Annotated in this window: 19 protein-coding genes; 4 read left to right on the forward strand and 15 right to left on the reverse strand. The window is 45.4% G+C overall.

Going from position 1 to position 20,657, the window contains the following annotated elements; genetic code table 11:
- Window positions 1-92 precede the first annotated feature (92 nt).
- The 15 genes from VPNCDNU1_RS09885 to gspC all read right to left on the reverse strand — a co-directional run bounded on the left by VPNCDNU1_RS09885 (window position 93) and on the right by gspC (window position 15,084).
- Window positions 93-1,430 carry a serine protease gene (locus tag VPNCDNU1_RS09885; protein ID WP_237324114.1) on the reverse strand — a complete coding sequence of 446 codons (1,338 nt, stop codon included), beginning with the start codon at window positions 1,428-1,430 and terminating at the stop codon, window positions 93-95.
- 278 nt (window positions 1,431-1,708) lie between these two features.
- Window positions 1,709-2,530, reverse strand: a complete 822-nt coding sequence (cysQ, locus tag VPNCDNU1_RS09890; protein ID WP_104400179.1) for a 3'(2'),5'-bisphosphate nucleotidase CysQ — start codon at window positions 2,528-2,530, stop codon at window positions 1,709-1,711.
- An 11-nt stretch (window positions 2,531-2,541) separates the two neighbouring features.
- Window positions 2,542-3,096, reverse strand: coding sequence for an ADP compounds hydrolase NudE (nudE, locus tag VPNCDNU1_RS09895; protein WP_101114524.1), 555 nt, complete (start codon window positions 3,094-3,096; stop codon window positions 2,542-2,544).
- A 509-nt stretch (window positions 3,097-3,605) separates the two neighbouring features.
- Window positions 3,606-4,364, reverse strand: coding sequence for a type II secretion system protein N (locus VPNCDNU1_RS09900; protein WP_104400180.1), 759 nt, complete (start codon window positions 4,362-4,364; stop codon window positions 3,606-3,608).
- Window position 4,365: 1 nt separating this feature from the next.
- Window positions 4,366-4,854, reverse strand: a complete 489-nt coding sequence (locus tag VPNCDNU1_RS09905; RefSeq protein ID WP_104400181.1) for a type II secretion system protein M — start codon at window positions 4,852-4,854, stop codon at window positions 4,366-4,368.
- Entirely contained in the window at window positions 4,851-6,110 is a 1,260-nt protein-coding gene (gene gspL / locus VPNCDNU1_RS09910) for a type II secretion system protein GspL (protein WP_104400182.1), read from the reverse strand. Before gspL ends, VPNCDNU1_RS09905 begins: the two co-directional genes overlap by 4 nt.
- Window positions 6,079-7,095: a type II secretion system minor pseudopilin GspK gene (gspK, locus tag VPNCDNU1_RS09915; protein WP_104400183.1), complete on the reverse strand. Its 1,017-nt coding sequence runs from the start codon at window positions 7,093-7,095 to the stop codon at window positions 6,079-6,081. The genes gspL and gspK overlap by 32 nt, the downstream gene beginning before the upstream one ends.
- On the reverse strand, window positions 7,088-7,765 hold the full coding sequence (gspJ, locus tag VPNCDNU1_RS09920) for a type II secretion system minor pseudopilin GspJ (RefSeq protein ID WP_104400184.1): 678 nt from the start codon (window positions 7,763-7,765) through the stop codon (window positions 7,088-7,090). The genes gspK and gspJ overlap by 8 nt, the downstream gene beginning before the upstream one ends.
- Window positions 7,752-8,129: a type II secretion system minor pseudopilin GspI gene (gene gspI, locus VPNCDNU1_RS09925; protein WP_104400185.1), complete on the reverse strand. Its 378-nt coding sequence runs from the start codon at window positions 8,127-8,129 to the stop codon at window positions 7,752-7,754. Before gspI ends, gspJ begins: the two co-directional genes overlap by 14 nt.
- The gene (gspH, locus tag VPNCDNU1_RS09930) at window positions 8,116-8,700 is read right to left on the reverse strand and encodes a type II secretion system minor pseudopilin GspH (protein ID WP_104400186.1); all 585 of its coding nucleotides are present in this window, start codon (window positions 8,698-8,700) and stop codon (window positions 8,116-8,118) included. The genes gspI and gspH overlap by 14 nt, the downstream gene beginning before the upstream one ends.
- A 45-nt stretch (window positions 8,701-8,745) precedes the next feature.
- Window positions 8,746-9,195, reverse strand: a complete 450-nt coding sequence (gene gspG / locus VPNCDNU1_RS09935) for a type II secretion system major pseudopilin GspG (RefSeq protein ID WP_104400187.1) — start codon at window positions 9,193-9,195, stop codon at window positions 8,746-8,748.
- A 149-nt stretch (window positions 9,196-9,344) separates the two neighbouring features.
- Entirely contained in the window at window positions 9,345-10,568 is a 1,224-nt protein-coding gene (gspF, locus tag VPNCDNU1_RS09940) for a type II secretion system inner membrane protein GspF (protein WP_104400188.1), read from the reverse strand.
- Window positions 10,568-12,073, reverse strand: coding sequence for a type II secretion system ATPase GspE (gene gspE / locus VPNCDNU1_RS09945; protein WP_104400189.1), 1,506 nt, complete (start codon window positions 12,071-12,073; stop codon window positions 10,568-10,570). Before gspE ends, gspF begins: the two co-directional genes overlap by 1 nt.
- Window positions 12,073-14,103, reverse strand: coding sequence for a type II secretion system secretin GspD (gene gspD, locus VPNCDNU1_RS09950; protein ID WP_104400190.1), 2,031 nt, complete (start codon window positions 14,101-14,103; stop codon window positions 12,073-12,075). The genes gspE and gspD overlap by 1 nt, the downstream gene beginning before the upstream one ends.
- Window positions 14,104-14,145: 42 nt before the next feature.
- Entirely contained in the window at window positions 14,146-15,084 is a 939-nt protein-coding gene (gene gspC / locus VPNCDNU1_RS09955; RefSeq protein ID WP_104400191.1) for a type II secretion system protein GspC, read from the reverse strand.
- 259 nt (window positions 15,085-15,343) lie between these two features.
- On the opposite strand from gspC, the gene hslR reads away from it, so the two are divergent.
- The 4 genes from hslR (at window position 15,344) to VPNCDNU1_RS09975 (ending at window position 20,657) form a co-directional block, all read left to right on the forward strand.
- Window positions 15,344-15,733: a ribosome-associated heat shock protein Hsp15 gene (gene hslR / locus VPNCDNU1_RS09960; RefSeq protein ID WP_104400192.1), complete on the forward strand. Its 390-nt coding sequence runs from the start codon at window positions 15,344-15,346 to the stop codon at window positions 15,731-15,733.
- Window positions 15,734-15,750: 17 nt separating this feature from the next.
- On the forward strand, window positions 15,751-16,626 hold the full coding sequence (gene hslO, locus VPNCDNU1_RS09965; protein WP_104400193.1) for an Hsp33 family molecular chaperone HslO: 876 nt from the start codon (window positions 15,751-15,753) through the stop codon (window positions 16,624-16,626).
- Window positions 16,627-16,970: 344 nt separating this feature from the next.
- Complete coding sequence (gene pckA, locus VPNCDNU1_RS09970) at window positions 16,971-18,596, forward strand: phosphoenolpyruvate carboxykinase (ATP) (RefSeq protein ID WP_104400194.1); 1,626 nt, start codon at window positions 16,971-16,973, stop codon at window positions 18,594-18,596.
- 126 nt (window positions 18,597-18,722) lie between these two features.
- Window positions 18,723-20,657 (forward strand): AsmA family protein, encoded by a 1,935-nt coding sequence (locus VPNCDNU1_RS09975; RefSeq protein WP_104400195.1) that lies wholly within the window; start codon window positions 18,723-18,725, stop codon window positions 20,655-20,657.

A 20,657-nucleotide genomic window follows, 5' to 3' on the forward strand; every position in this document is an offset into this window, starting at 1 on the left:
AGAAAGAACCAAACAGACGAAAGCCGGGAATCATGATTCCCGGCTTTTTATTTGGTTTTGCGGTGCTTTACCGCAAACTTAAAACACATCGATTACAGCTTGCTCCAAGCATCATTCCAAGCCCAGCCTGTACCTGGTGCGTATGCCCCACCAGCAGAACACCAAAGTCCGCCAGGGAATCCTAGGCATTGGTAACGATTGCCATCTTCAGCCAGAACCACCGTACCAAATGTGTAGCTGCCAATATTTTGTGGGTACACGTGATCATAATTACCACCGCCACCACCAGCCGTTGTAGCATCTGCACTCACATTTGCTTGGTACGTACTTGTGCCTTGATCTGTTGAGAAGGAAAGCTGTGCCTTCGCTAGACCCGCTTTGGTTGCCCCAAACTCAACTGCGACCTGACAGCTTTGATTCGCAGTCAACGTTGTTTTAGAACAGGTATCACGACCGATAACTGCTGAGGTAGCAACACCCGAAGCCAATGCGCGGACGTTGTTCAAAGTAAACGACTGTGTGCCGTTATTTTTAATGCTAAACGTATGGGATTTCGTTTCACCGACTTTAAACGAAGACAATGTCTGGTTCTTGGTGTACCCAACTGCGTAGCTTCCACCAGGATTAGATGTAATCACCGTATCTAGCCAGCTGCGTAAAGCAGCAATATCGCTGTAAACGCCATACTTGCCAGCTTGAGCACAACCAATCCCCCAACTCACGATACCAAGTTGAGTAATCGTGCCAGAGCGATTGATTACGATAGGACCACCGCTGTCACCCTGACAGGAATCTTTCCCGCCATTTGGGAAACCAGCACAGAATGCAACCTCTCCTACACTGTTATAGCTACCGCCAGCTGCACGGCAGGTTGCATCAGAGACCAACGGAACATCCACTTCTTGTAGCTTTGATGGCGATGAGCCACCTTCTGAAGTACGACCAAGACCAGCGACAGATAGCATGTCACCAATGCTGACATACTGACTCAGCGAGCCATCCGCAATTTCTACCGTAGTTGCAGTTGGAAGGGATTTATCTAACTTAAGCACAGCGACATCGTTAGTCAGTGTGCGAGAAGAATAGTTAGGGTGCATGTAAACTTGGCTAACTTTCGCGCTCTGCCCATCGTTACCGCGGCGAGTCGTAGCTCCAACCCTGACCGACATTCCGGAAGGTGCTGCACCCTCCACACAATGCGCCGCAGTCAGCACATAACCATCGCCTAAATAGCTTGCTCCACAAGCGTACCGTTTATTGTTTCTCGTGGTCAGTAGATAGGTGTAAAAACCCCAGTTGGCCGTATTTGCATTGCCTCCTCCAACAATGCGCGGTGAGATCTCAAAACCAGCACCTTGTATTTCAGCACCTATGGTTGTCATAGGTGCAAGCATGGCTGTGACTAGGGCCATATTCCTTGTTATTTTCAAAATATTATCCTCATATTTTTTGTGTAATGCCGTTCTTAGGTATCGAGCGACCTTTAATACACAAGCATGTTTTCTGAAAAAACCAAGGGCTGGATATAGGAAAAATTTCACGCTGTGAGCGTGATTTTATAAAAAGGTAATTAACCTGTTTATCAGTGATTTTTTTTTGATTGAACCCCTTCTAATTACAGAATAACCCACTGTAATTAGAAGGAATCTCATTCATGACAATTGAGAAGTGCACTCAAATAATAAGCGCATAAAAAAGAAAGATTGAACTAATTATGAGCCAATAGAATCGAATTCCATGGCAGTTCTTCATCACCTAAAACAATAAAATTAGGGTTTTCTAATGTTTCTCTTTCATTATAAGAAAGTGGTTCTAATTTGGTGCTGAGAATACGACCACCCGCTTCACTGACAATGCACTGAGTCGCGGCAGTGTCCCATTCCCCAGTTGGACCTAGTCTTAAGTAGCAATCTACCGCCCCTTCTGCGACTAAACAGGCTTTGAGCGCTGCCGAACCTAATGGCACCAAGTCAAAGTTCCAAGATGGGCACAACTTACTGGTAATGCTATTGATGTCTTGACGGCGGCTAATGGCAATCGCTAAAGATTGGCTTTCGCTGTGATGACGATGCGTTTCAATCGCCACACTTTCGTCCATATCTGGGATTTTCCAAGCGCCTTTCCCTTTGTAGGCATAATAAGTGACGCCCGAAACTGGCGCATATACCACACCCATAACGGGTTCGTTGTCTTCAACTAAAGCGATAATCGTGGCAAAGTCGCCACTGCGTGCAATGAACTCCTGAGTGCCATCTAAAGGGTCGACGAGCCAGTAACGGCTCCATTGACACCGTTTTTCAAGGCTGATATCCGAATCTTCTTCCGACAAAACAGGAATATCGGGAGTCAATTCAGTTAGCCGCTCAAGGATCAATTTGTGCGCGGCAATATCTGCACTCGTAACCGGCGTAGCATCCGATTTGGTGTATTCTTCGTATTGTTTGTTTTCGTAGATATCATGTATGAGCTGACCAGCACTGCGGGCAACCGTGATAACTGAAGGGATAAGGTGAGAAAGATCTTCCGCCATAGGGCATTTCCTTACTCAGACGTGTTTAAATACCGCTGAGCTAACATCAGTGCAGTAATACTGCGGGCTTCACAAAAATCCAGATGGGTCAGCAGCTCATCAGCTTGCTGTAATGGCCAACGTACCAATTCTAGAGGCTCAGGCTCATCCCCTTCCAGTGATTCTGAGTATAGGTCGCGTGCCAGAAACAACGTCATCTTACTTGAGAAGTAAGATGGAGCCAGCACCACCTCTTTTAGAGGGGTTAATTCTGTCGCTCCATACCCAATTTCTTCTTTTAATTCTCGGTTTGCTGCCTCAATTGGCAACTCACCAGGATCCACTAAACCTTTAGGGAATCCGAGCTCATAGCGCTCTGTACCTGCTGCGTATTCACGAATTAAGAGTAAGTCTCCTTGCTCCGTCACAGGTACAATCATGACCGCTGAGCGACCACTGGGCTTCATTCGCTCATAGATTCGCTCTTCCCCGTTAGAAAAACGTAAATCCAGCGACTCTATAGTAAATAGTTTAGATTGGGCGACCGTTTTTGTAGCTAAAATTTGTGGCTTTTTTTCACTTGCCATAACCTTTCCTTAAAAATCTGACCCAATCATTAACATGGAACAATATATCATCAAAAATAATGAACTGTTGGCATTTCGAGATTGATTTTTGTTCGTATTAGCTCAATCTACACGCAAACCATCTCCAGATACAGGATTCAGAGCTAACAACTTGAAGTGGTATATACCCAAGTAACCTCAAGGTGCAGGATTCAGAGCCTCATATTCTGTTTCAATTCAAGCCTTTCTACTTCAAAATCAGGAACGCAGCGGAATGACGAGTCCTTTCCAAGTTCTTTGACGAGGAAGTGAGGCAGAATATGAGCTCCCAAGGGCGAGTTTAACTGGCTTTCATACTGCGTTATCGATTCTTGATTTAGAACCACTAGATCTACAACTCGATGCCTTGCCTGAAAGCCATTTAACTCTCGCTGAACCTAGCATCTTGAGGTTACTTGGGTATAAGTATAACGTTATCAATAACAAAATAGCCCAGCAATGCTGAGCCATTCTTATTCATCTAGTCGCTTCTAAAGACGCCCAGAGTACTGAAAAGGAAATTGCCCTTTGTTATTCGGGTTGCCCAACCAATTCAGCTGACTCCCCATCGATGGAGGGAAATCTGCTCCCGGTTTGAACCATGCATTCACGCTGTATTGCTGATCAGGCGTCAAGTTTGCGTCAAACGCGCTCGTCACTTGAGCATGTTTCTGCTCGCCTTTTGCAGTTAATTTATTATCTTGGCATGCCAAGTCAGAAGTGACTTCACCTAAGATGAGGCTGCCTAGTGGCGTGCCTAACGTGCCACCATTCCAAGCCAAATTACCCGTTGCACTTTCACACCATGGCTGAGCATATTGGAACTCTTTAATCGCTAGTTCAAATTGCCCCTCTACCTGAACTGGAGCAGGAATCTGCGCGAATCCTAATACTTTTTCAGCAGGCATCGACGCAAAAATGCTGTGACCATAAAGCCCGCCAAAGCCCATACCCAGAGCACCTTTACCGTGCAATTGAAGCTCACTACCACGACCAAAACGGACTTGATATTCAGCCTTGCCTGTCAGTAGGGCTGAAGGTTGAAAGTCCCAGCTAAGTTGACCAAAATTTTGACCTTGCCAAGTTAACTTGGAAGCTTGTCCACGCCACAATGTTCCAGACAAGCTTCCCACGCTCAGCCCTTGAATTTTTGGGGCATATTGATACACAAATGCAACTGGCATGTGCACAACAAGGCTTACGATGAGCACTAAAACAAAAACGGACACATACCCAATTATACGCTTCAAGTTAACTGCCTCTTTTTAGCTGTAATCGGTTTACTTCAACTTGACCAGTAGTTTCTGTACGAGTGATATCAAGAAATTCCACTTCGATACCATGTTGCTCGCGTAAATCAGCAAGCCAAGAGACTAACTGATTAAATGGCACTGGTTGAACCCATACTTGTAAGCTTTCACTGCGTGGCTGCATTCGAATGAGTTCGATTTGATAACGTCGAGTGGTCGAAGAAACGACTTGGTTAAGTGGTTGTCCAGATACATTCACACTTCCACCCGACGCCGCTCTAAGCGTCGTAATGGAGTTCGCACTTTTTGTCACCCAATCTAAGAGCTGTTTTTCACTAGCGATTTTAGTCTGTGCTGTATCCGCTCTTTCATTTAGCGGCACAATGCCACCCCAATATATAGCAAATGCCAGCACCAAAAAGCTGCAACCAGCCATTAAACGCTGCTCTCTTTGCGATATGGATTGCCACCATGCATTAACTTTATTCATGGTTTTCTCCTAATCACGTAGCTGCCAAACACTTCGCTGCCACTTCTATTCAACTGACCTTGCTCAACCTCAAATTGTTGCGCGAGATCCGCTCGTGCTGTTTCGAAGGTTTGAAAATCTTTGCTTTTCGCTTGAATACGAATTTCGTTTCTAGCGCCGTCGTATTTCACACTTAAGACGTCAATAGCACCATTTTTTTTCAAGGCTTGTGGCAACTGAGCCAACCAAACCAACATGGATTCATCACCTCCACCACCGGACAAACGAGACTCCTCATCACGCATTTGTCTTTTTAGGTAACTGACGGTCGGAATTTTCCGCTTATTAGGAAATACCTGACGGAAAATGCGCTCGCTTTCCGCTCGATACTCTGCTGCTTGTGCTTCAAATGCATTCACTTGAAGTACATTTTTTGTGGTCAGTACACCTAATAAAAGCACCGCAGCAATGGCGGCTTTCTGCCACACTTTCCAATGTTTAGTTAGAGAAGATGATGGCTTAAAGCTACCCGTAAGAAGGTTTACTTTCGATGCCAGCGCGCCTTGCGTCAGCAGCGACATCACTAATTCAGCATTTTCTGCCTTCCAACGACCTGGAAGCTGTTCATGATCTTCTGGTAAAGGGCTATAGCTGGATACGACTTTCTCGTGAAGTGTTTCTTCGTCCGTAGACGCTTCTGGATCGTCATCTTGATTTGAAACCAAACTAAATGGTTCAGATGGCAGTAATGAAAGCCACTCATCTTGAAGAGTAAACCCAGAATGGGCTCCGCTACGAAACAGCCATTGACTGTTAATTTGGAGTGCGCTTATCTCGCTGTCTTGCCAAGGAAGCGCAAGGCAATCAGGCATAATTTGCCTGACGTTAATATGGTGCTCTCGTAAATCACTTAATAGGTTATCTAAAAATTGACGATCTACAGCGGCAACATCGGCTTTTACACCTCGTTTAGCCAACACAGAAAAGTGCAACTCATCAACATCTTGCGCGACATCATCTTCGACCAAAAACGGTAACATGGTGTTTAGCTGTCGCGCTCCACCTGCAGGTATATCTACTTCTTTAAGCAGTACATCACTGCTAGACAACAACACAATGGTCGGGCGCTGTGCGGCATAAGTCGCTATGTCACCCAGTTGATCGCGATGACTCAGATCGCCACTTGCAATCACCTCTTGCTGACTCGGAGACCAAACCAGCCACTGTATTGGGGCGTCTACCTGACTACTTACTCTTACGGTCAGAAACTCGCTCACTGATTCCTCCAAAACTACGACGGACGACCGTCGCTTGTTTTCTATCCTTACTGTAGAGCAGGCTACGTATCCTGACCCTTGACTCATCGACCGTCACTTGAGCATCCAGCTCAAAGTATCGGCTGTCTACTGCAATATGCGCCTGTGCTTCCTTACGCACTTTTTCTTCAATTCCGTTAATGACTGGCTCTGACATAAAACTGTCTATGCTGTCCCACCCATCAAACTTTCGATTGGCGATAAGCTCTTTGGCGTTGCTGCTGCTTAAGTGCGGTTGAAATAAGGCCGCCAAAATGTCTGCCTGATCTTCGGAAATTGTATTTACGTTGAGTTTCCACTCGTTGGTTGGTAATGCGCATACTAGAGGTGATAATTTATCCATAATAGGCGCACTTACCTGCTGGATCGCTCTTAATTCTGAGCGATCTGCCAAAAATCCATTCGCAGTCAAATAAGGAGGCTGAAACCCCTCATAGGTACTGTCTTCTGCGCCATAACTTGTGAGCACATTGGCATCATTATCAACATAATCCCAACTGGAATCCGCGATCACTTCTGCGGTATAGGGCTCGACATCTTGTTGTTCAATTATGTTTTGCCATACCTTAACGAGGAACGGCTTCTGCGCAGTTTCGACACGAGCTTTAACACTGGTCAATACATTAATGTTGAAGCACGCTTGCATATCAACCAACTTGCCTTTAGCAGTGCCGTAGTCCAGTGGGTATGTTTGTTCTTTTAACGCCCATGGCTGGCTGAGGTTGATTGTTTCATTATCTTTGTAGCTTTGCTCAATACCTACTTTAGCTAACGCCTCAACACCAAGGCTATACCAATAGGCTTGCTGGTGATTGACCTGATTACCCGCACGATGAAAATTGATGAACAAGCGCTCAGACATCGACGCCGCTATTGCCGTCATGACAGCCAGCAAGAGCAAAACTACGATTAAAGCCACACCAGATTGGGAGGAACGTTTAACCATTATTTCCTCCGCCAGAATTTTCTCCATCAGACCCTTGTTGCTGCTTGGGAGTAACAATAGAAAGTTCACCGCCAGGCGTCAGATACACTCGCTCTATTTCACCGTAATCTTTCAATGTTAGAGTTATCGCAATCGCTGCAGGTAATGCTCTAGGCTTAATCCACTCCTCTTTCCATTCACCATTTTCGTAAAACGTTACGGAAAAGGCTTCAACATCTTCCAAAATTGGCCGAGATAATGGTAATTGACCTGCTGGGGTGTCTGAGTATCGCCACCATACCCTTTCAAGCTTTTCTTCACGGATTCTATACCCTACTTTTGTGACTTCCCCTCTAGGGAAAACACTTTGCGGGTTTTGCCAACCTAATCGGTTAAAAATAATGCCTTTATCATCAGATTCTAAGACGTAGTCTCCGTAACTTAACAAGGTTTCAGACGGCGATTCTCCGTTGCTTCTCATCTGGCGTAACGCCATCTGTCTGAAATCGTTATCCATCCAGATAAGCGCTCTCTGCATAGTTTGCAGGCGCTCTGTTTTTTCAATCGACTGCGCGTTGCTCAGCTGTACCTGATTAACAACTTGATACGCTGCCATGCTTAGGCTGGCAAATACCGCGATCGCCACCAGCACTTCAATAAGAGTAAATCCCGATGTTTTATGGTGACGCATAACTTCTCACCGTCACTATCGCACTTTTGCCATCTGCCTCTTTAGAAACAGACACATCGAAAGCACTGATTACGCCATTATCCGTTGGTACCGGTTTAACCGACCAATACCATGTCTGCCCTGCCAATTCTTCCTTGCCTTTACTTTCTTTTTTTGGGGCTTTACCAAGCAGGACTTTCGCCATTTGGTTGTCCACTACCATGGCAGCAAACATTTTTTCCTCTAGGTAACCGAGCGTATTGATATGCTGAGTGACCGCCCTTACTACACTAATGGCTGCAGTTGCGAAAATTGCGAGCGCTACCAGCACTTCTATCAAAGTCATGCCACGAGTACGATGGGCACTTGGCCTATTCATCTTCATCGCGCTCTCCTGGCTTTAATATGCTTATTAGCCCATTATCTGCGGCTTTAATACGCCATCCATCTCGAAATTCATCCCCAACGTTGGGATAAAATGCGACTTGGAAAGGCGTTATCTCACCACTTGAAAGAACCATAACCTGAGGTGGAGGTGATTGCTTTTTCTTTTCTTCATCGGCGAACATCTCCTCATCAAACAGGCTTCCTGGCTCGAACAAGCGATCATCGTCGCCCCATTCATCACTACCTAATTGCAAAGATATCGCAAATTCAGCTTCTAAATCCGATTCTGAGTAGTATCGGTTTTCTGCCATTTTTTCCCAGCCTTCACTGGTAAGCGTGACAAATCGATACTGCCCTTTGTCTTCATCAAACCAAACACCTAAATCTTTCCCATTCAACATGGCATCTTCATTAAGAAGCTGTAAGCGCTGAGAAAATCGCTGCGCATGCTCCTCAAGCCGATCATCACTTGAGGAAGGCAGCGTCGTAATAACCGCTACTGCACTGAGCGACAACAAAACCAATACCAACATGATTTCTATCAGCGTAAAGCCGCGTAGCTTGTGCATACGTATTTGCTTACTTACCAAATGCAAAATGGGAAGCCAGTAAAATTACTGGAAGTCCTGCATGTTCCAGTTGCCAATATCGGCTTGAGCACCTTCACCGCCCTCTTGACCATCGGCACCTAACGTAAAGATGTCGATTGTGCCGTTGTCACCTGGGCTCAAATACTGATATTCATTACCCCAAGGATCGTTAGGTAGGCGTCGGATGTATCCGCCATCGCGGTAGTTACGTGGCTCTGGTGAAGCAGACGGTTTGGAAACCAACGCTTCAAGACCCTGATCCGTTGATGGGTACACACTGTTATCCAACTTGTACATGTCTAAAGCATTTTCTAGAGCCACAATGTCAGTAATGGCTTTCTGTTGGTCTGCCGTTTCTTTATTCCCGAGTAAGTTAGGAACAACGAAACTCGCCAAAATACCCAAAATCACGACCACAACCATGACTTCTAATAGCGTAAAACCAGACTGCTTTTTATTACTTTTTTTATGCATATTTCCTCCAAAATGCGCGCTGTAATCATTCTACGCGCACGTTACATTCCGACATCCAATCTGCTTAAAGCCAGTTCAATACTCTGATCCGCTTTAAACACAAATGAAACTAAATAAATTAAGATAAAGCGTCTTCGTTAACTCGATTCTTATTTACCCGACACCAAATTGTTCAGCTCTAGCAATGGCATAAGCGTCGCCACTACAATGAACAAAACAATACCTGCCATGCAAACAATCAATAGCGGTTCAAATACCCCTAACGCCATGTTGACCTGAGATTCAAAATCTCGGTCTTGGTTGTCCGCAGCACGAGTCAACATTTGTTCAAGCTCACCACTTTGCTCTCCACTGGCGATCATATGCAACATCATGGGTGGAAAAAGACGAGTTTGTTCCAAGGATTTTCTCAAACTGGCCCCTTCTCGGACCTTATCTGCCGCCAACAAGACTTGTTCTTTTACAAACTGGTTACTCATTACGTCTGCCGCTACCTTCATACCATCCAACAAAGGGATGGCACTGGAAGTACAAATCGACAGCGTACGTGCAAAACGAGAGGTATTAAGGCCGCGTGCTACTTTGCCAATAACGGGTAATCCGAGGATCCAACGATCCCACTTTAAGCGAATAGACGGTTTTCGCAGCGCAGCTTGAAACAACACAATGCTGACTAGAGCCACCACAACCAAAACCACACCCCAGTTCAGAACAAAGTTACTTGCCAGTAATAAGAATTCGGTGGATGCAGGCAGCTTTTGTCCCATTTGAACAAACTGGTCGACAATTTTAGGAACAACCGTCGCGAGAAGAAAAGCTATAACAGACACAGCTATCAACGTCAGCATAACAGGATATATCATGGCTTGTTGAAGCTTAGAGCGCATCTTCTGACGGTTTTCTGCGTAATCGGCAAGGCGATCTAAAACCGTATCTAAATGCCCTGATTTCTCCCCCGCTGCGACCATAGCGCGGAAAAGATCATCAAACACATGTGGATAATCACCTAAACTGTCTGAAAGCGTATACCCTTCAACAACACGAGAGCGAACTGCCACCATCATGGTACGAATATGCGCTTTTTCGGTTTGTTCCGCGACGGCTTTCAAACACTCTTCTAGCGGCATACCCGCTTGAACGAGCGTTGAGAGCTGACGAGTCAGTAGTGCTAAATCGTTGGTGCTGATCCCACGCTTGAAGGAGAAACCAGAAGAAGAGGCTTTCGCTTCTTTCACTTTTGTTTCAATCACTTCAACAGGAATCAAGCCTTGTTCTTTTAATTTTTGACGAACTTGGCGTGCGTTATCCCCTTCAATAACACCTTTCTTCTGTTTTCCCTTAGCGTCCAGAGCTTTGTATTCAAATGCCGCCATTATACTTCCTTGGTCACTCGCATGACTTCTTCAAGGGTCGTTTTCCCTTGGCGGACCTTACTCAAACCATCATCACGAATACTTGGCGTCGCACCACGCACATGTTTCTCAATGGCTTGTTCTCCGGCTTCACTGTGAATGAGCTCTTGAACGTCATCATCGATAACCAACAATTCATGGATACCAGTACGCCCACGATAACCTTTAAAGTTACACGATTCACAACCACACGCTTTGTACAAAGTGAGGGGCTCAGATTCAGTCAGGTTGAACAGCTTTTTCTGTTCTTTATCCGCTTCATATGGCTGCTTACAATCAGGGCAAAGTGTACGAACCAGCCTCTGTGCAAGAACACCAAGTAGGGAAGATGAAATCAAGAACGGTTCGATGCTCATATCACGTAATCGCGTAATCGCACCGACCGCTGTATTGGTGTGTAAAGTCGACATCACTAAGTGACCCGTTAATGATGCTTGAACACCAATTTGGGCGGTCTCTAAGTCACGTATTTCCCCGACCATCACCACATCTGGATCCTGACGAAGGATTGCACGTAAACCACGAGCAAACGTCATGTCTACTTTTGGGTTTACCTGAGTCTGACCAATACCGTCGATATCAAATTCAATCGGATCTTCCACCGTTAAGATGTTGCTCTCTGTGCTGTTCAGCTCTTGAAGACCCGCATACAAAGTGGTGGATTTACCGGAACCCGTAGGGCCGGTAACCAAAATGATACCGTGAGGGCGTTTGATCAGAGTTTGGAAGCCATCATGATTGCGAGGTGTCATACCAAGGCTATGCAGATCAAGGCGAGTAGCGTTTTTATCAAGAAGACGCATAACCACACGCTCACCGTGTGATGATGGCATAGTCGACACACGAACATCGACAGCTCGTCCACCTATTCGCAGTGAAATTCGACCATCTTGTGGAACCCGCTTCTCAGCAATATCCAATTTCGCCATAACCTTAACGCGAGAAACCAGCAGTGGTGCGAGCTTTCGGCTTGGTGCGAGAACTTCACGCAAAACGCCATCAACACGGAATCGAATAGAAAGAGATTTTTCGAAGGTTTCGATGTGAATATCCGACGCGCCTTCTTTGATTGCTTCGCCTAACATGGCGTTAATCAATTTGATGATTGGCGCATCGTCTTCTGATTCCAACAAGTCTTCATTTTGTGGCAGCTCTTCGGCCAACGAGAAGAAGTCGTCGTTGTCGGCACCGATATCTTCCATTAATTGACGCGCTTCAGAAGAATCTCGTTGATACAACTCTGTCAGCTTGCTTTCAAAGTCTTGAGCGGCAAGAGCAACAGGTGTAAATGATTTTCGAACCACTCGACGTACTTCAGTGAGTACGTCAAGTGCCAAGGGTTCTACATAATAAAGGCTAGGTAAAGCACCCGGCTGAGCGGCAACTTCCATCGCCACTTTATGTCGGTTAGCAAAAGCAAAAGGTAAGCGAACAAAGCCTTCAGAAACGACCAGCGTATCCGCCATTATTTCGCCTCCAGCTGCTCAATGAATGCTCGCAGTTCTTCAGGGTGGCGAATATCTTCACCATACTTAGGAAGCACAGGAACAAATTCATCACTCAGTAATTTCAAACCTTCTTCTGCTTTAAGAAGTTGCTCGGCACGAATGTAGTTGTATTTGCGCTGGCTAATGCCATCGGCGGTTACGCCATCTCGAATAATGGTTGGCTTGATAAAGACCATTAGGTTTTTCTTCGATATTTTTGTGCTGGTTGATTTGAACAAATGCCCAAGTATCGGAATGTCACCTAGCAGTGGTACTTTCGCTTCACTTTCTAAAGCACGTTCGTCAATCAGACCGCCTAACACCAACATTTGACCATCTTGAATCATCACCGACGTGTTAAGTTGACGCTTAGCGAATCGCACATCGACCGCTCCATCTGCACCCAATACGTTCGACACTTCTTGTTCTATGGTTAATTGAACTGAATCGCCTTCGTTGATTTGAGGGACCACTTTCAGTTTGATACCGACTTCTTTTCGTTCAACCGTACTGAATGGGTTGTCATTGTTAGATCCCGTAGCAGAACCAGTCAAAACAGGTACTTCTTCACCAACAACGAATGACGCTTCACCGTTATCCATCACTGTAATGCTTGGAGAAGAAAGAATATTCGAATTGGAATCACTGGAAACAGCGCTCACTAACGCAGTCCAATCACCAGCGATAAAACTAAGCGCAGCACCATTCACACCACCAAGCGCTTTAGCTAAAGTGTCGTAGCTACCTTTAGTGGTGGTCGTTTCATTTCGCAAAAACTCACCATCGGAGTCATACACCGCTTTTGTCTCAGTGGTATCTTTCGCTTCTTCCAAGCCAACCATAACACTGCCAATAGACGCTCCGGAGTTTGCAAACTGTACGGCTGCACCAGTATTTAAGTTACCCCATTGAACACCAAGGTTAGCGCCATCCCCTTCATCTAACTCCACGATCATCGCTTCGATAAGAACTTGCGCACGACGAATGTCCAATTGGGAAATCACATCTTCGATGGCACGCATAATATCTGGCGGAGCTGTTACAACTAGTGCATTAGTACCAACGTGAGCAGAAATCATGACTTCGTTACGCGCTTTTGCGCCACCGCCACCTTGAGCTCCACCTTGCTTTTCAGCTTGCAGATTGTCGGAGACACCTTTAAGTACATCAACGAGGTCTTCCGCTTTAGCATACTTAAGGTAGACAACTCGGTTGTTGCCTTTAGTTGCCATTTCAACATCCAGCTGCATGATAAGCTTACGCAGACGTTTACGAACCTGCGGATCGCCCGATATAAGAATCGAGTTAGTGCGCTCATCCGCGACCAATTTTGGTTCAAGGAAAGCAGGCGTGTTTTTCTGAGCCGTTGATTTATTCAATGCCTCAACAATACGAACCATTTCCGCTGCAGAGGCATTTCTAAGCTCTACAACTTCGATTTCTTTGTCACCTGCACGGTCAACACGTTCGATAATTTCAGCAAGACGGTTAACAACAGCTGCACGACCGGTGATCAGAATGATGTTCGCAGGATCATAGTGCACGACGTTACCTGCACCTGCATTGTCATTTAACTGACGTAATAATGGAGAAAGTTCTCTTACGGATACATTTCGTACTGCCACAACTCGCGTGATAACGGCATCGCCTTGTACACGAGTCTCGTCTCCAACAACAGGGATAGCAGCCGTCTTGGCATCTTTATCACGTACGATCTTAAGTACGCCATTTTCCATTTCAACTGCTGCAAAGCCGTACACTTCCAAAACATTTAGGAAAAAGTGGTAGTACTGCTCTTCATTCAACACGTCATAGCTTCGAACATCGATTTTGCCTCGAATTGCCGGATCGACAATGATGGTTTTTTCGAGGTTACGTCCAACAATATTGATGAACTCTTTAATATCGGTTCCCTTGAAACTGGCACTAAACTCGCTTGCCACCAACACTGGTGACCATGCAAGGCTACCAGCAAGCAACCAGGTTCCTTTGTTTAACCACTGTTTCACGTGATACTCCCACTCATACCCCAACGCAGTTCTGCGCCGGTATTAAAACTCAATAAAGATTTCGTGCCTTTGACCGTCTCGCTCGACTGTCAGGTTCAATTCCGTCATATCAGATATGCTTTGCCATACTTTTCCCATGGCAGAAGGGTCACTCAGATCCGCACCATTAAGTTGCGTCGCTATATCGCCTTCTTTTAGTCCTACCGCATCAAACAAATCTCTTTGGCTACCTGGCCCCACTCGATACCCAACAATATCGCCTTCTCTTCTGACCTGAGAAAGACGAATGTATTGCATTATTTGTTGAGGATTTTGAGAAATTTCGCGTCTGATCTGCTCAATCTCGTTTACATCTGGAAAGCTTCCGACATTTGAATCGGATGGCGGCGGTGGTTCTGATGTATTTTGTTGCGCCAGTTTGCTGTATTCGACACCTTCTAGCATCAAAGTTTCATCTTGCCCTTGATTGTCGATAATGACACGATCAACCAGCACCCCTTTGAGTGATGCACGTGTGCCTTCAATCTGCTCACCAATACCATATGTTTGTTGCTGACCTCGGTTAGCAATAACAGCCAAGCTGCTGTCTATTGAGGAACTTGCAACCACCCCAACCAATACCAAACTTAAACGGGTTTTGGGTGCATCTTTCACGACAGGCTTTGGTTTAGGTTTTGCTACTGGTTTATCAGAGTAACGACCGAATAAATGCGCATCGAGTAAAGAAGCAATAGCATCACCTGATGCCGCTTCGTTAGAGCCCGGACCAGCCTGTGAAGCCACTGTTGTCGGTGACCAGCGAGTAACACTGCTGTCTTGAGGAATCAATTGCCAACTAAGCTGCCCGACAATCCAAGCAGAGATGGCAATCAGCAATAATGTCAACCAGGCACTCAGCTTTCCTTGTTGTTTGACGACGAACGCCAGAAAAGCGGTGAACTTCTGATCTAATTGATATTTTTGCACCACCGAAGATGACATGTATCATGCGCTCCCTGTATTAAAACTTCAGATATGTTAAGGCAGTCTGATAAATAAAAGCCAAAGCCTACACAAAGGCTTGCGCATTGTCATATAAATTGAGTGATACCAAATATCGTTCTTATAAAGATTAGCAACAATTCACATTAACAGACTTTAGACTGATTACGTTTCATCCCATTTTAGGTTGAAAACCCCCATACTCGTCACCATTGTGTAAATAATGAGGCAAGTCAATCATTAGAGGCACGAATTTACTATGAGTTCAAATACTGCCACGGTTAGGCTCGACAAATGGCTTTGGGCCGCTCGTTTCTACAAAACGCGATCTATAGCACGGAATATGGTTGATGGTGGAAAAGTCCATTATAATGGTCAACGTTCCAAGCCGAGCAAAATTGTCGAACTTGGTGCAACCATAGTGCTGAGACAGGGGCATGAAGAAAAAACGGTGGTCATTGAAAAGATATCGGATCAACGTCGCGGTGCTCCAGAAGCTCAACTGCTTTACCGAGAAACCGAAGACAGCCTTCTTAAACGTGAAGACAATGCGCAAAAAAGAAAGCTGAATACCCTGTACAGCCCAAGCCCGGAAAGACGCCCGGATAAAAAACAGCGTCGAGACATCATTAAGTTCAAGAACCAATAAATGCTGGAGCTCCTCGCATGGCAAACAACCAATTGCATCGCTACTTATTCGAAAATTTATCCGTTCGTGGCGAATTGGTACAACTGGATAGTACGTACCAAGAAATCATTTCAAGCAAGGAATACCCAGTACCGGTTAAAAACCTGTTGGGTGAGCTTCTCGTTGCCACAACGCTACTAACTGCCACTTTAAAATTCGAAGGATCTATCACACTTCAATTGCAGGGTGACGGTCCTGTTCCGTTAGTTGTTATCAATGGCGATCATGACCAGAAAGTTCGTGGAGTCGCTCGTTGGGAAGGTGATCTCGCCGATGACGCAACGCTTCATCAATTGGTGGGTAAAGGCCATCTAGTGATCACTATTGCTCCCAAGCAAGGCGAACGTTACCAAGGTGTAGTTGGTCTAGAAGGAGAAACGTTGTCGGAAGTACTTGAAGGGTATTTTGAACGCTCTGAGCAGCTTCAAACTCGTCTATGGTTCCGCCTTGGTGAACATGAAGGCAAAGCGCATGCAGCAGGTATGTTGTTGCAAACCATGCCAGATGGCACAGGCTCAGCGAATGATTTTGAGCACCTAGAGCAACTCACCGACACGGTGAAAAATGAAGAATTGTTTGGATTACCCGCTAACGATGTACTGTATCGTCTTTATAACCAAGAAAAGGTACAACTATTTAAAGCGCAACCCGTTGAGTTTTTCTGCGGCTGTTCACGCGAAAGAAGTGGGGCTGCCATAATCACGGTTTCGCGAGATGAAATTAATGACATTTTAGCGACTGAAGGATCCGTTTCTTTACATTGTGATTACTGCGGCACAGATTACTCGTTTGACGAGGATGATGTGTCTGAGCTTTATGAGCAAGCTACTGACAGCAACGACACCCTTCATTAATCCATTATTTTTCACGCTTTAATAAGCTCCGTGAATACTTTCTAAAAGCCAGCTCTATGCTGGCTTTTTTAATGCCTTTTCGCTACTAAAACACGCATTTATATCACCGTACGCTATACTTATTTTTGTCAAAGTATTAATCCTTTTGATCTAGCGCAAAGGATTGCGCGAGCGATAAAATGAGCAAGCCAAACTGTGACAAGAGTGTAAAAACCCCACTCCTCTCAGGGATAAAATATTCAACAAGACCTGAGATGAGAATTGCTCAAAGTTGCCAAAGTGGTGAGCAGAAAACTATAAATAATTACAAAACCCCTACAATTTATACCCTACAAGGAGCACCTATGACCGTTATGGAACATACAAAGGCTGCACACATCGATCTTACCCGACACGGAATCACTGGCGTGACTGAGGTTTTGCGTAACCCAAGTTATGAGCAGTTGTTCGAAGAAGAAACACGCCCAGAGCTTGAAGGCTACGAAAAAGGCACAGTTACAGAACTTGGTGCCGTTGCTGTCGACACTGGTATTTTTACTGGTCGCTCACCAAAAGATAAATACATCGTTAAAGACGAGACGACGAAAGACACTCTATGGTGGTCTGATCAAGGGAAAAATGACAATAAGCCGATTACCCAAGAAACATGGACTGAGCTAAGAGATTTGGTGACGGATCAGCTTTCAGGTAAGCGTCTTTTTGTGATTGATGGCTTCTGCGGTGCCAACCCTGATACTCGCTTAAGTGTGCGAATCATTACAGAAGTGGCATGGCAGGCCCACTTCGTAAAAAACATGTTCATTCGTCCTACCGATGAAGAACTCGCCTCGTTCGAGCCAGATTTTGTTGTTATGAATGGAGCGAAGACAACCAACCCTAACTGGGAAGCCCAAGGTCTGAACTCTGAAAACTTCGTTGCTTTCAACCTGACAGAGCGCGTGCAAATCATCGGAGGAACATGGTACGGCGGTGAAATGAAGAAAGGGATGTTTGCCGTAATGAACTACCTTCTACCTTTGCAAGGTATTGCTTCCATGCACTGCAGTGCTAACGTAGGCAAAGAAGGGGATGTCGCCGTATTCTTCGGTTTATCAGGTACGGGGAAAACTACCTTATCAACCGACCCTAAACGCGAACTTATTGGTGACGATGAACACGGCTGGGACGATGACGGCATCTTCAATTTCGAAGGAGGCTGCTACGCCAAAACAATTCGTCTATCCAAAGAAGCAGAACCCGATATCTTCAATGCTATTCGCCGTGATGCTTTGCTGGAAAATGTGACAGTTCGTGGTGATGGTTCAATCGACTTTGATGATGGCTCTAAGACTGAAAACACACGTGTTTCTTACCCGATTCATCACATCGATAATATTGTTAAACCAGTATCGAAAGCAGGTCATGCACAGAAAGTTATTTTCCTTACTGCAGATGCTTTCGGAGTTCTCCCTCCAGTATCGAAGCTGACACCAGAGCAAACGAAGTACCACTTCTTGTCTGGCTTCACAGCAAAACTGGCAGGTACAGAGCGCGGTATCACTGAACCTACGCCAACGTTCTCTGCTGCATTTGGCGCTGCATTCTTAACATTGCACCCAACACAGTACGCTGAAGTACTGGTGAAACGTATGGAAGCCGCTGGAGCAGAAGCTTACCTCGTCAACACGGGTTGGAATGGAACAGGCAAACGTATTTCTATTCAAGACACTCGCGGAATCATCGATGCGATTCTGGATGGCTCGATTGACCACGCAGATACGAAAGTCATTCCAGTCTTCAATCTTGAAGTGCCAACCGCTTTACATGGTGTTGACTCAGGCATTCTTGATCCTCGTGATACATACACCGATCCACTTCAGTGGGATAGCAAAGCAGAAGATTTAGCCAATCGCTTCATCAATAACTTTGCCCAATACACTGACAATGATGAAGGTAAGTCATTAGTTGCAGCTGGTCCTCAACTCGGCTAATGCTTACGAAAGTGGATTAAAGTAGCAAATCCATTACCAAGCCCCTCTTTCGAGGGGCTTTTTATTGAATCCAATCGATAATTGAGCCAATCTGAAAGCTGGATTGAGAAATTTGGAACAAGGAAGATGAGAAAAGCCTCCACGGTTGTGGTTTTATTCTTACTGCTGATCGTTGTTTCAGTGCTGGCATTATTTGGCAGCCTGCATACCCGCTACGCTACGTCGGTGGTGAATTTCATTGCCAATCAAGTGAGTAACCTCACGATCCAAATAGAAAACGTGGAGTATCAATCCCCTTATCAATTAACCCTTCATGGTGTTGAGCTTTCAACGCAGCCTGAGCCCATGTTCATCGAAACGGCCAATATCTGGCTCGACCCTGAAATCTTTAATGGCACAAAAATCAGTATTGCGAGTTTGCAGCTCAGTGGACTTCAACTGCAAAAAGGTGTGCCCAATATTCGCCCACTCTCTTTCGTCAAAGTTCACCAGATCGCCGTGGACAACCTCGATTTCTCCAATCCGGAATGGATAGTAAGAGGGCTCAAATTCCAAATAAAACAACCTGTTGTTAGTGATCATCCTGTATGGCGTTGGTATGGTGAAATTCAATTGAGCGCTGATCAAATCTATTGGCAAAATGAAGCTTTCAATCATGCATTGTTAGACGCCGACATTTTTGCGGACAGCAAAAAGATATATGGGCTCTCCTTCAGTTGGCGTGGAGGAACGCTATCTGGGCAAGCTGAATGGGAAGATGGACGTTGGAACGTCGTTAACGCCGCACTGAATGAACTGACGGTAACGAAAGACGATTGGAAAACCCTCAAGAAATTCAAATGGGCAAGTACCGACAGTTCTGAGATTGCCATAAAGCGCCTAGATGTATTGCGCAGCGATCTTGAATTCCCAACTTTCGCGATGGTTCAGGCAGATATGACACTGGAAGACATTCGCTTTCCTTTCGAATTATGGAAACAGCCCTCAGGCTCGATTTCACTCAATGCTGAAAGCATTGATTATGCCGATCAACTTTGGCTAGAGCCCGCTCTTGAAGCCAGCTTTTCACCTGATCTTATTACTGTGCACAGTGCCAACCTCGGAATGGATCAAGGCTATATCCAGGTTAATGGTGAGTTTACGCCAGATACCTGGCATTTAGCTCAACTTAACTTAACAGGTATTGAATGGCATACCGACAGCGAACTGTCACTGACGCCTTTTAAAGAACAAATCGACCGTCTCGCCAACCTAACCATTGACCAACTTTCCGTAAAACGCGCGCAGTACATTGATCTAGAGTCAGAGCCAAAGCGCCAGATCTCCGGGTTAAATATTCAGGGTAATCAATTAGATGTACTTAGAAATGGTCAAGTTGGCTTATGGCAAGGGCGACTATCACTAACGGCAAACAGCGCTAACTTTGGAAAACTGATTGGCTCTCAACTGCTTATAGAAGCTCATGCCAATGCTGGTATCAGTTATTTGGATAAAGTCATCATTCCAGTTAATGATGGGCTTATTCGCGCGCAAGGGCAGTGGGATTATCGTCAACACAGCCGCCCATGGGCGCTCAAATTCCAAGGTGATGGCATTCCGATAGAGACACTTCAGTATGTTCATCCGCTGCCTCTCGACTTGTCGGGCCTGACTGATACCCAATTTGAGCTCTCGGGGTTGTCTGGTGATGCGGCTTCGTTCAATCACAGCGTTTCAGGCTTTATTTCAACCCAATTTCGTGACCTAACAACCGCTTCTCACTTTGCTGCATTAATGGATCCAAGCATCCCCCTTGAGCTATCAAAGAAAGATCCTGAGCCCGTCTCTGTGTCTGACTTTATCATTGATGTCGACCGAGGAAGAATTACAATGCAACAGTCACGCATTCAAGGAGGTGACTTTGCCGGTTCGATACATGGAAATGTTGATTTGGTAAATGCAGAAAAGGGGAGCATTACGCTCATGTTAAAAGGAGAATGTGGAGAGTGGAGGTATCAACCACTCTCTAATGCCCCTATTACACGAGAAGACTGCAAGGTGTTAGAAAAGCTCATACCTTAG

This window comes from Vibrio penaeicida (assembly GCF_002933855.1).
Taxonomy (GTDB): Bacteria; Pseudomonadota; Gammaproteobacteria; order Enterobacterales; family Vibrionaceae; genus Vibrio; species Vibrio penaeicida_A.

Coding starts and splice junctions, on each gene's coding strand:
- nudE (WP_101114524.1), bottom strand. CDS start 3,096: ATGGCAAGTGAAAAAAAGCCACAAATTTTAGCTACAAAAACGGTCGCC.
- gspC (WP_104400191.1), bottom strand. CDS start 15,084: ATGTCATCTTCGGTGGTGCAAAAATATCAATTAGATCAGAAGTTCACC.
- VPNCDNU1_RS09975 (WP_104400195.1), top strand. CDS start 18,723: ATGAGAAAAGCCTCCACGGTTGTGGTTTTATTCTTACTGCTGATCGTT.
- VPNCDNU1_RS09905 (WP_104400181.1), bottom strand. CDS start 4,854: ATGAATAAAGTTAATGCATGGTGGCAATCCATATCGCAAAGAGAGCAG.
- hslR (WP_104400192.1), top strand. CDS start 15,344: ATGAGTTCAAATACTGCCACGGTTAGGCTCGACAAATGGCTTTGGGCC.
- hslO (WP_104400193.1), top strand. CDS start 15,751: ATGGCAAACAACCAATTGCATCGCTACTTATTCGAAAATTTATCCGTT.
- pckA (WP_104400194.1), top strand. CDS start 16,971: ATGACCGTTATGGAACATACAAAGGCTGCACACATCGATCTTACCCGA.
- gspI (WP_104400185.1), bottom strand. CDS start 8,129: ATGAAGATGAATAGGCCAAGTGCCCATCGTACTCGTGGCATGACTTTG.
- gspE (WP_104400189.1), bottom strand. CDS start 12,073: ATGGCGGATACGCTGGTCGTTTCTGAAGGCTTTGTTCGCTTACCTTTT.
- gspG (WP_104400187.1), bottom strand. CDS start 9,195: ATGCATAAAAAAAGTAATAAAAAGCAGTCTGGTTTTACGCTATTAGAA.
- gspF (WP_104400188.1), bottom strand. CDS start 10,568: ATGGCGGCATTTGAATACAAAGCTCTGGACGCTAAGGGAAAACAGAAG.
- gspH (WP_104400186.1), bottom strand. CDS start 8,700: ATGCACAAGCTACGCGGCTTTACGCTGATAGAAATCATGTTGGTATTG.
- gspJ (WP_104400184.1), bottom strand. CDS start 7,765: ATGCGTCACCATAAAACATCGGGATTTACTCTTATTGAAGTGCTGGTG.
- cysQ (WP_104400179.1), bottom strand. CDS start 2,530: ATGGCGGAAGATCTTTCTCACCTTATCCCTTCAGTTATCACGGTTGCC.
- gspK (WP_104400183.1), bottom strand. CDS start 7,095: ATGGTTAAACGTTCCTCCCAATCTGGTGTGGCTTTAATCGTAGTTTTG.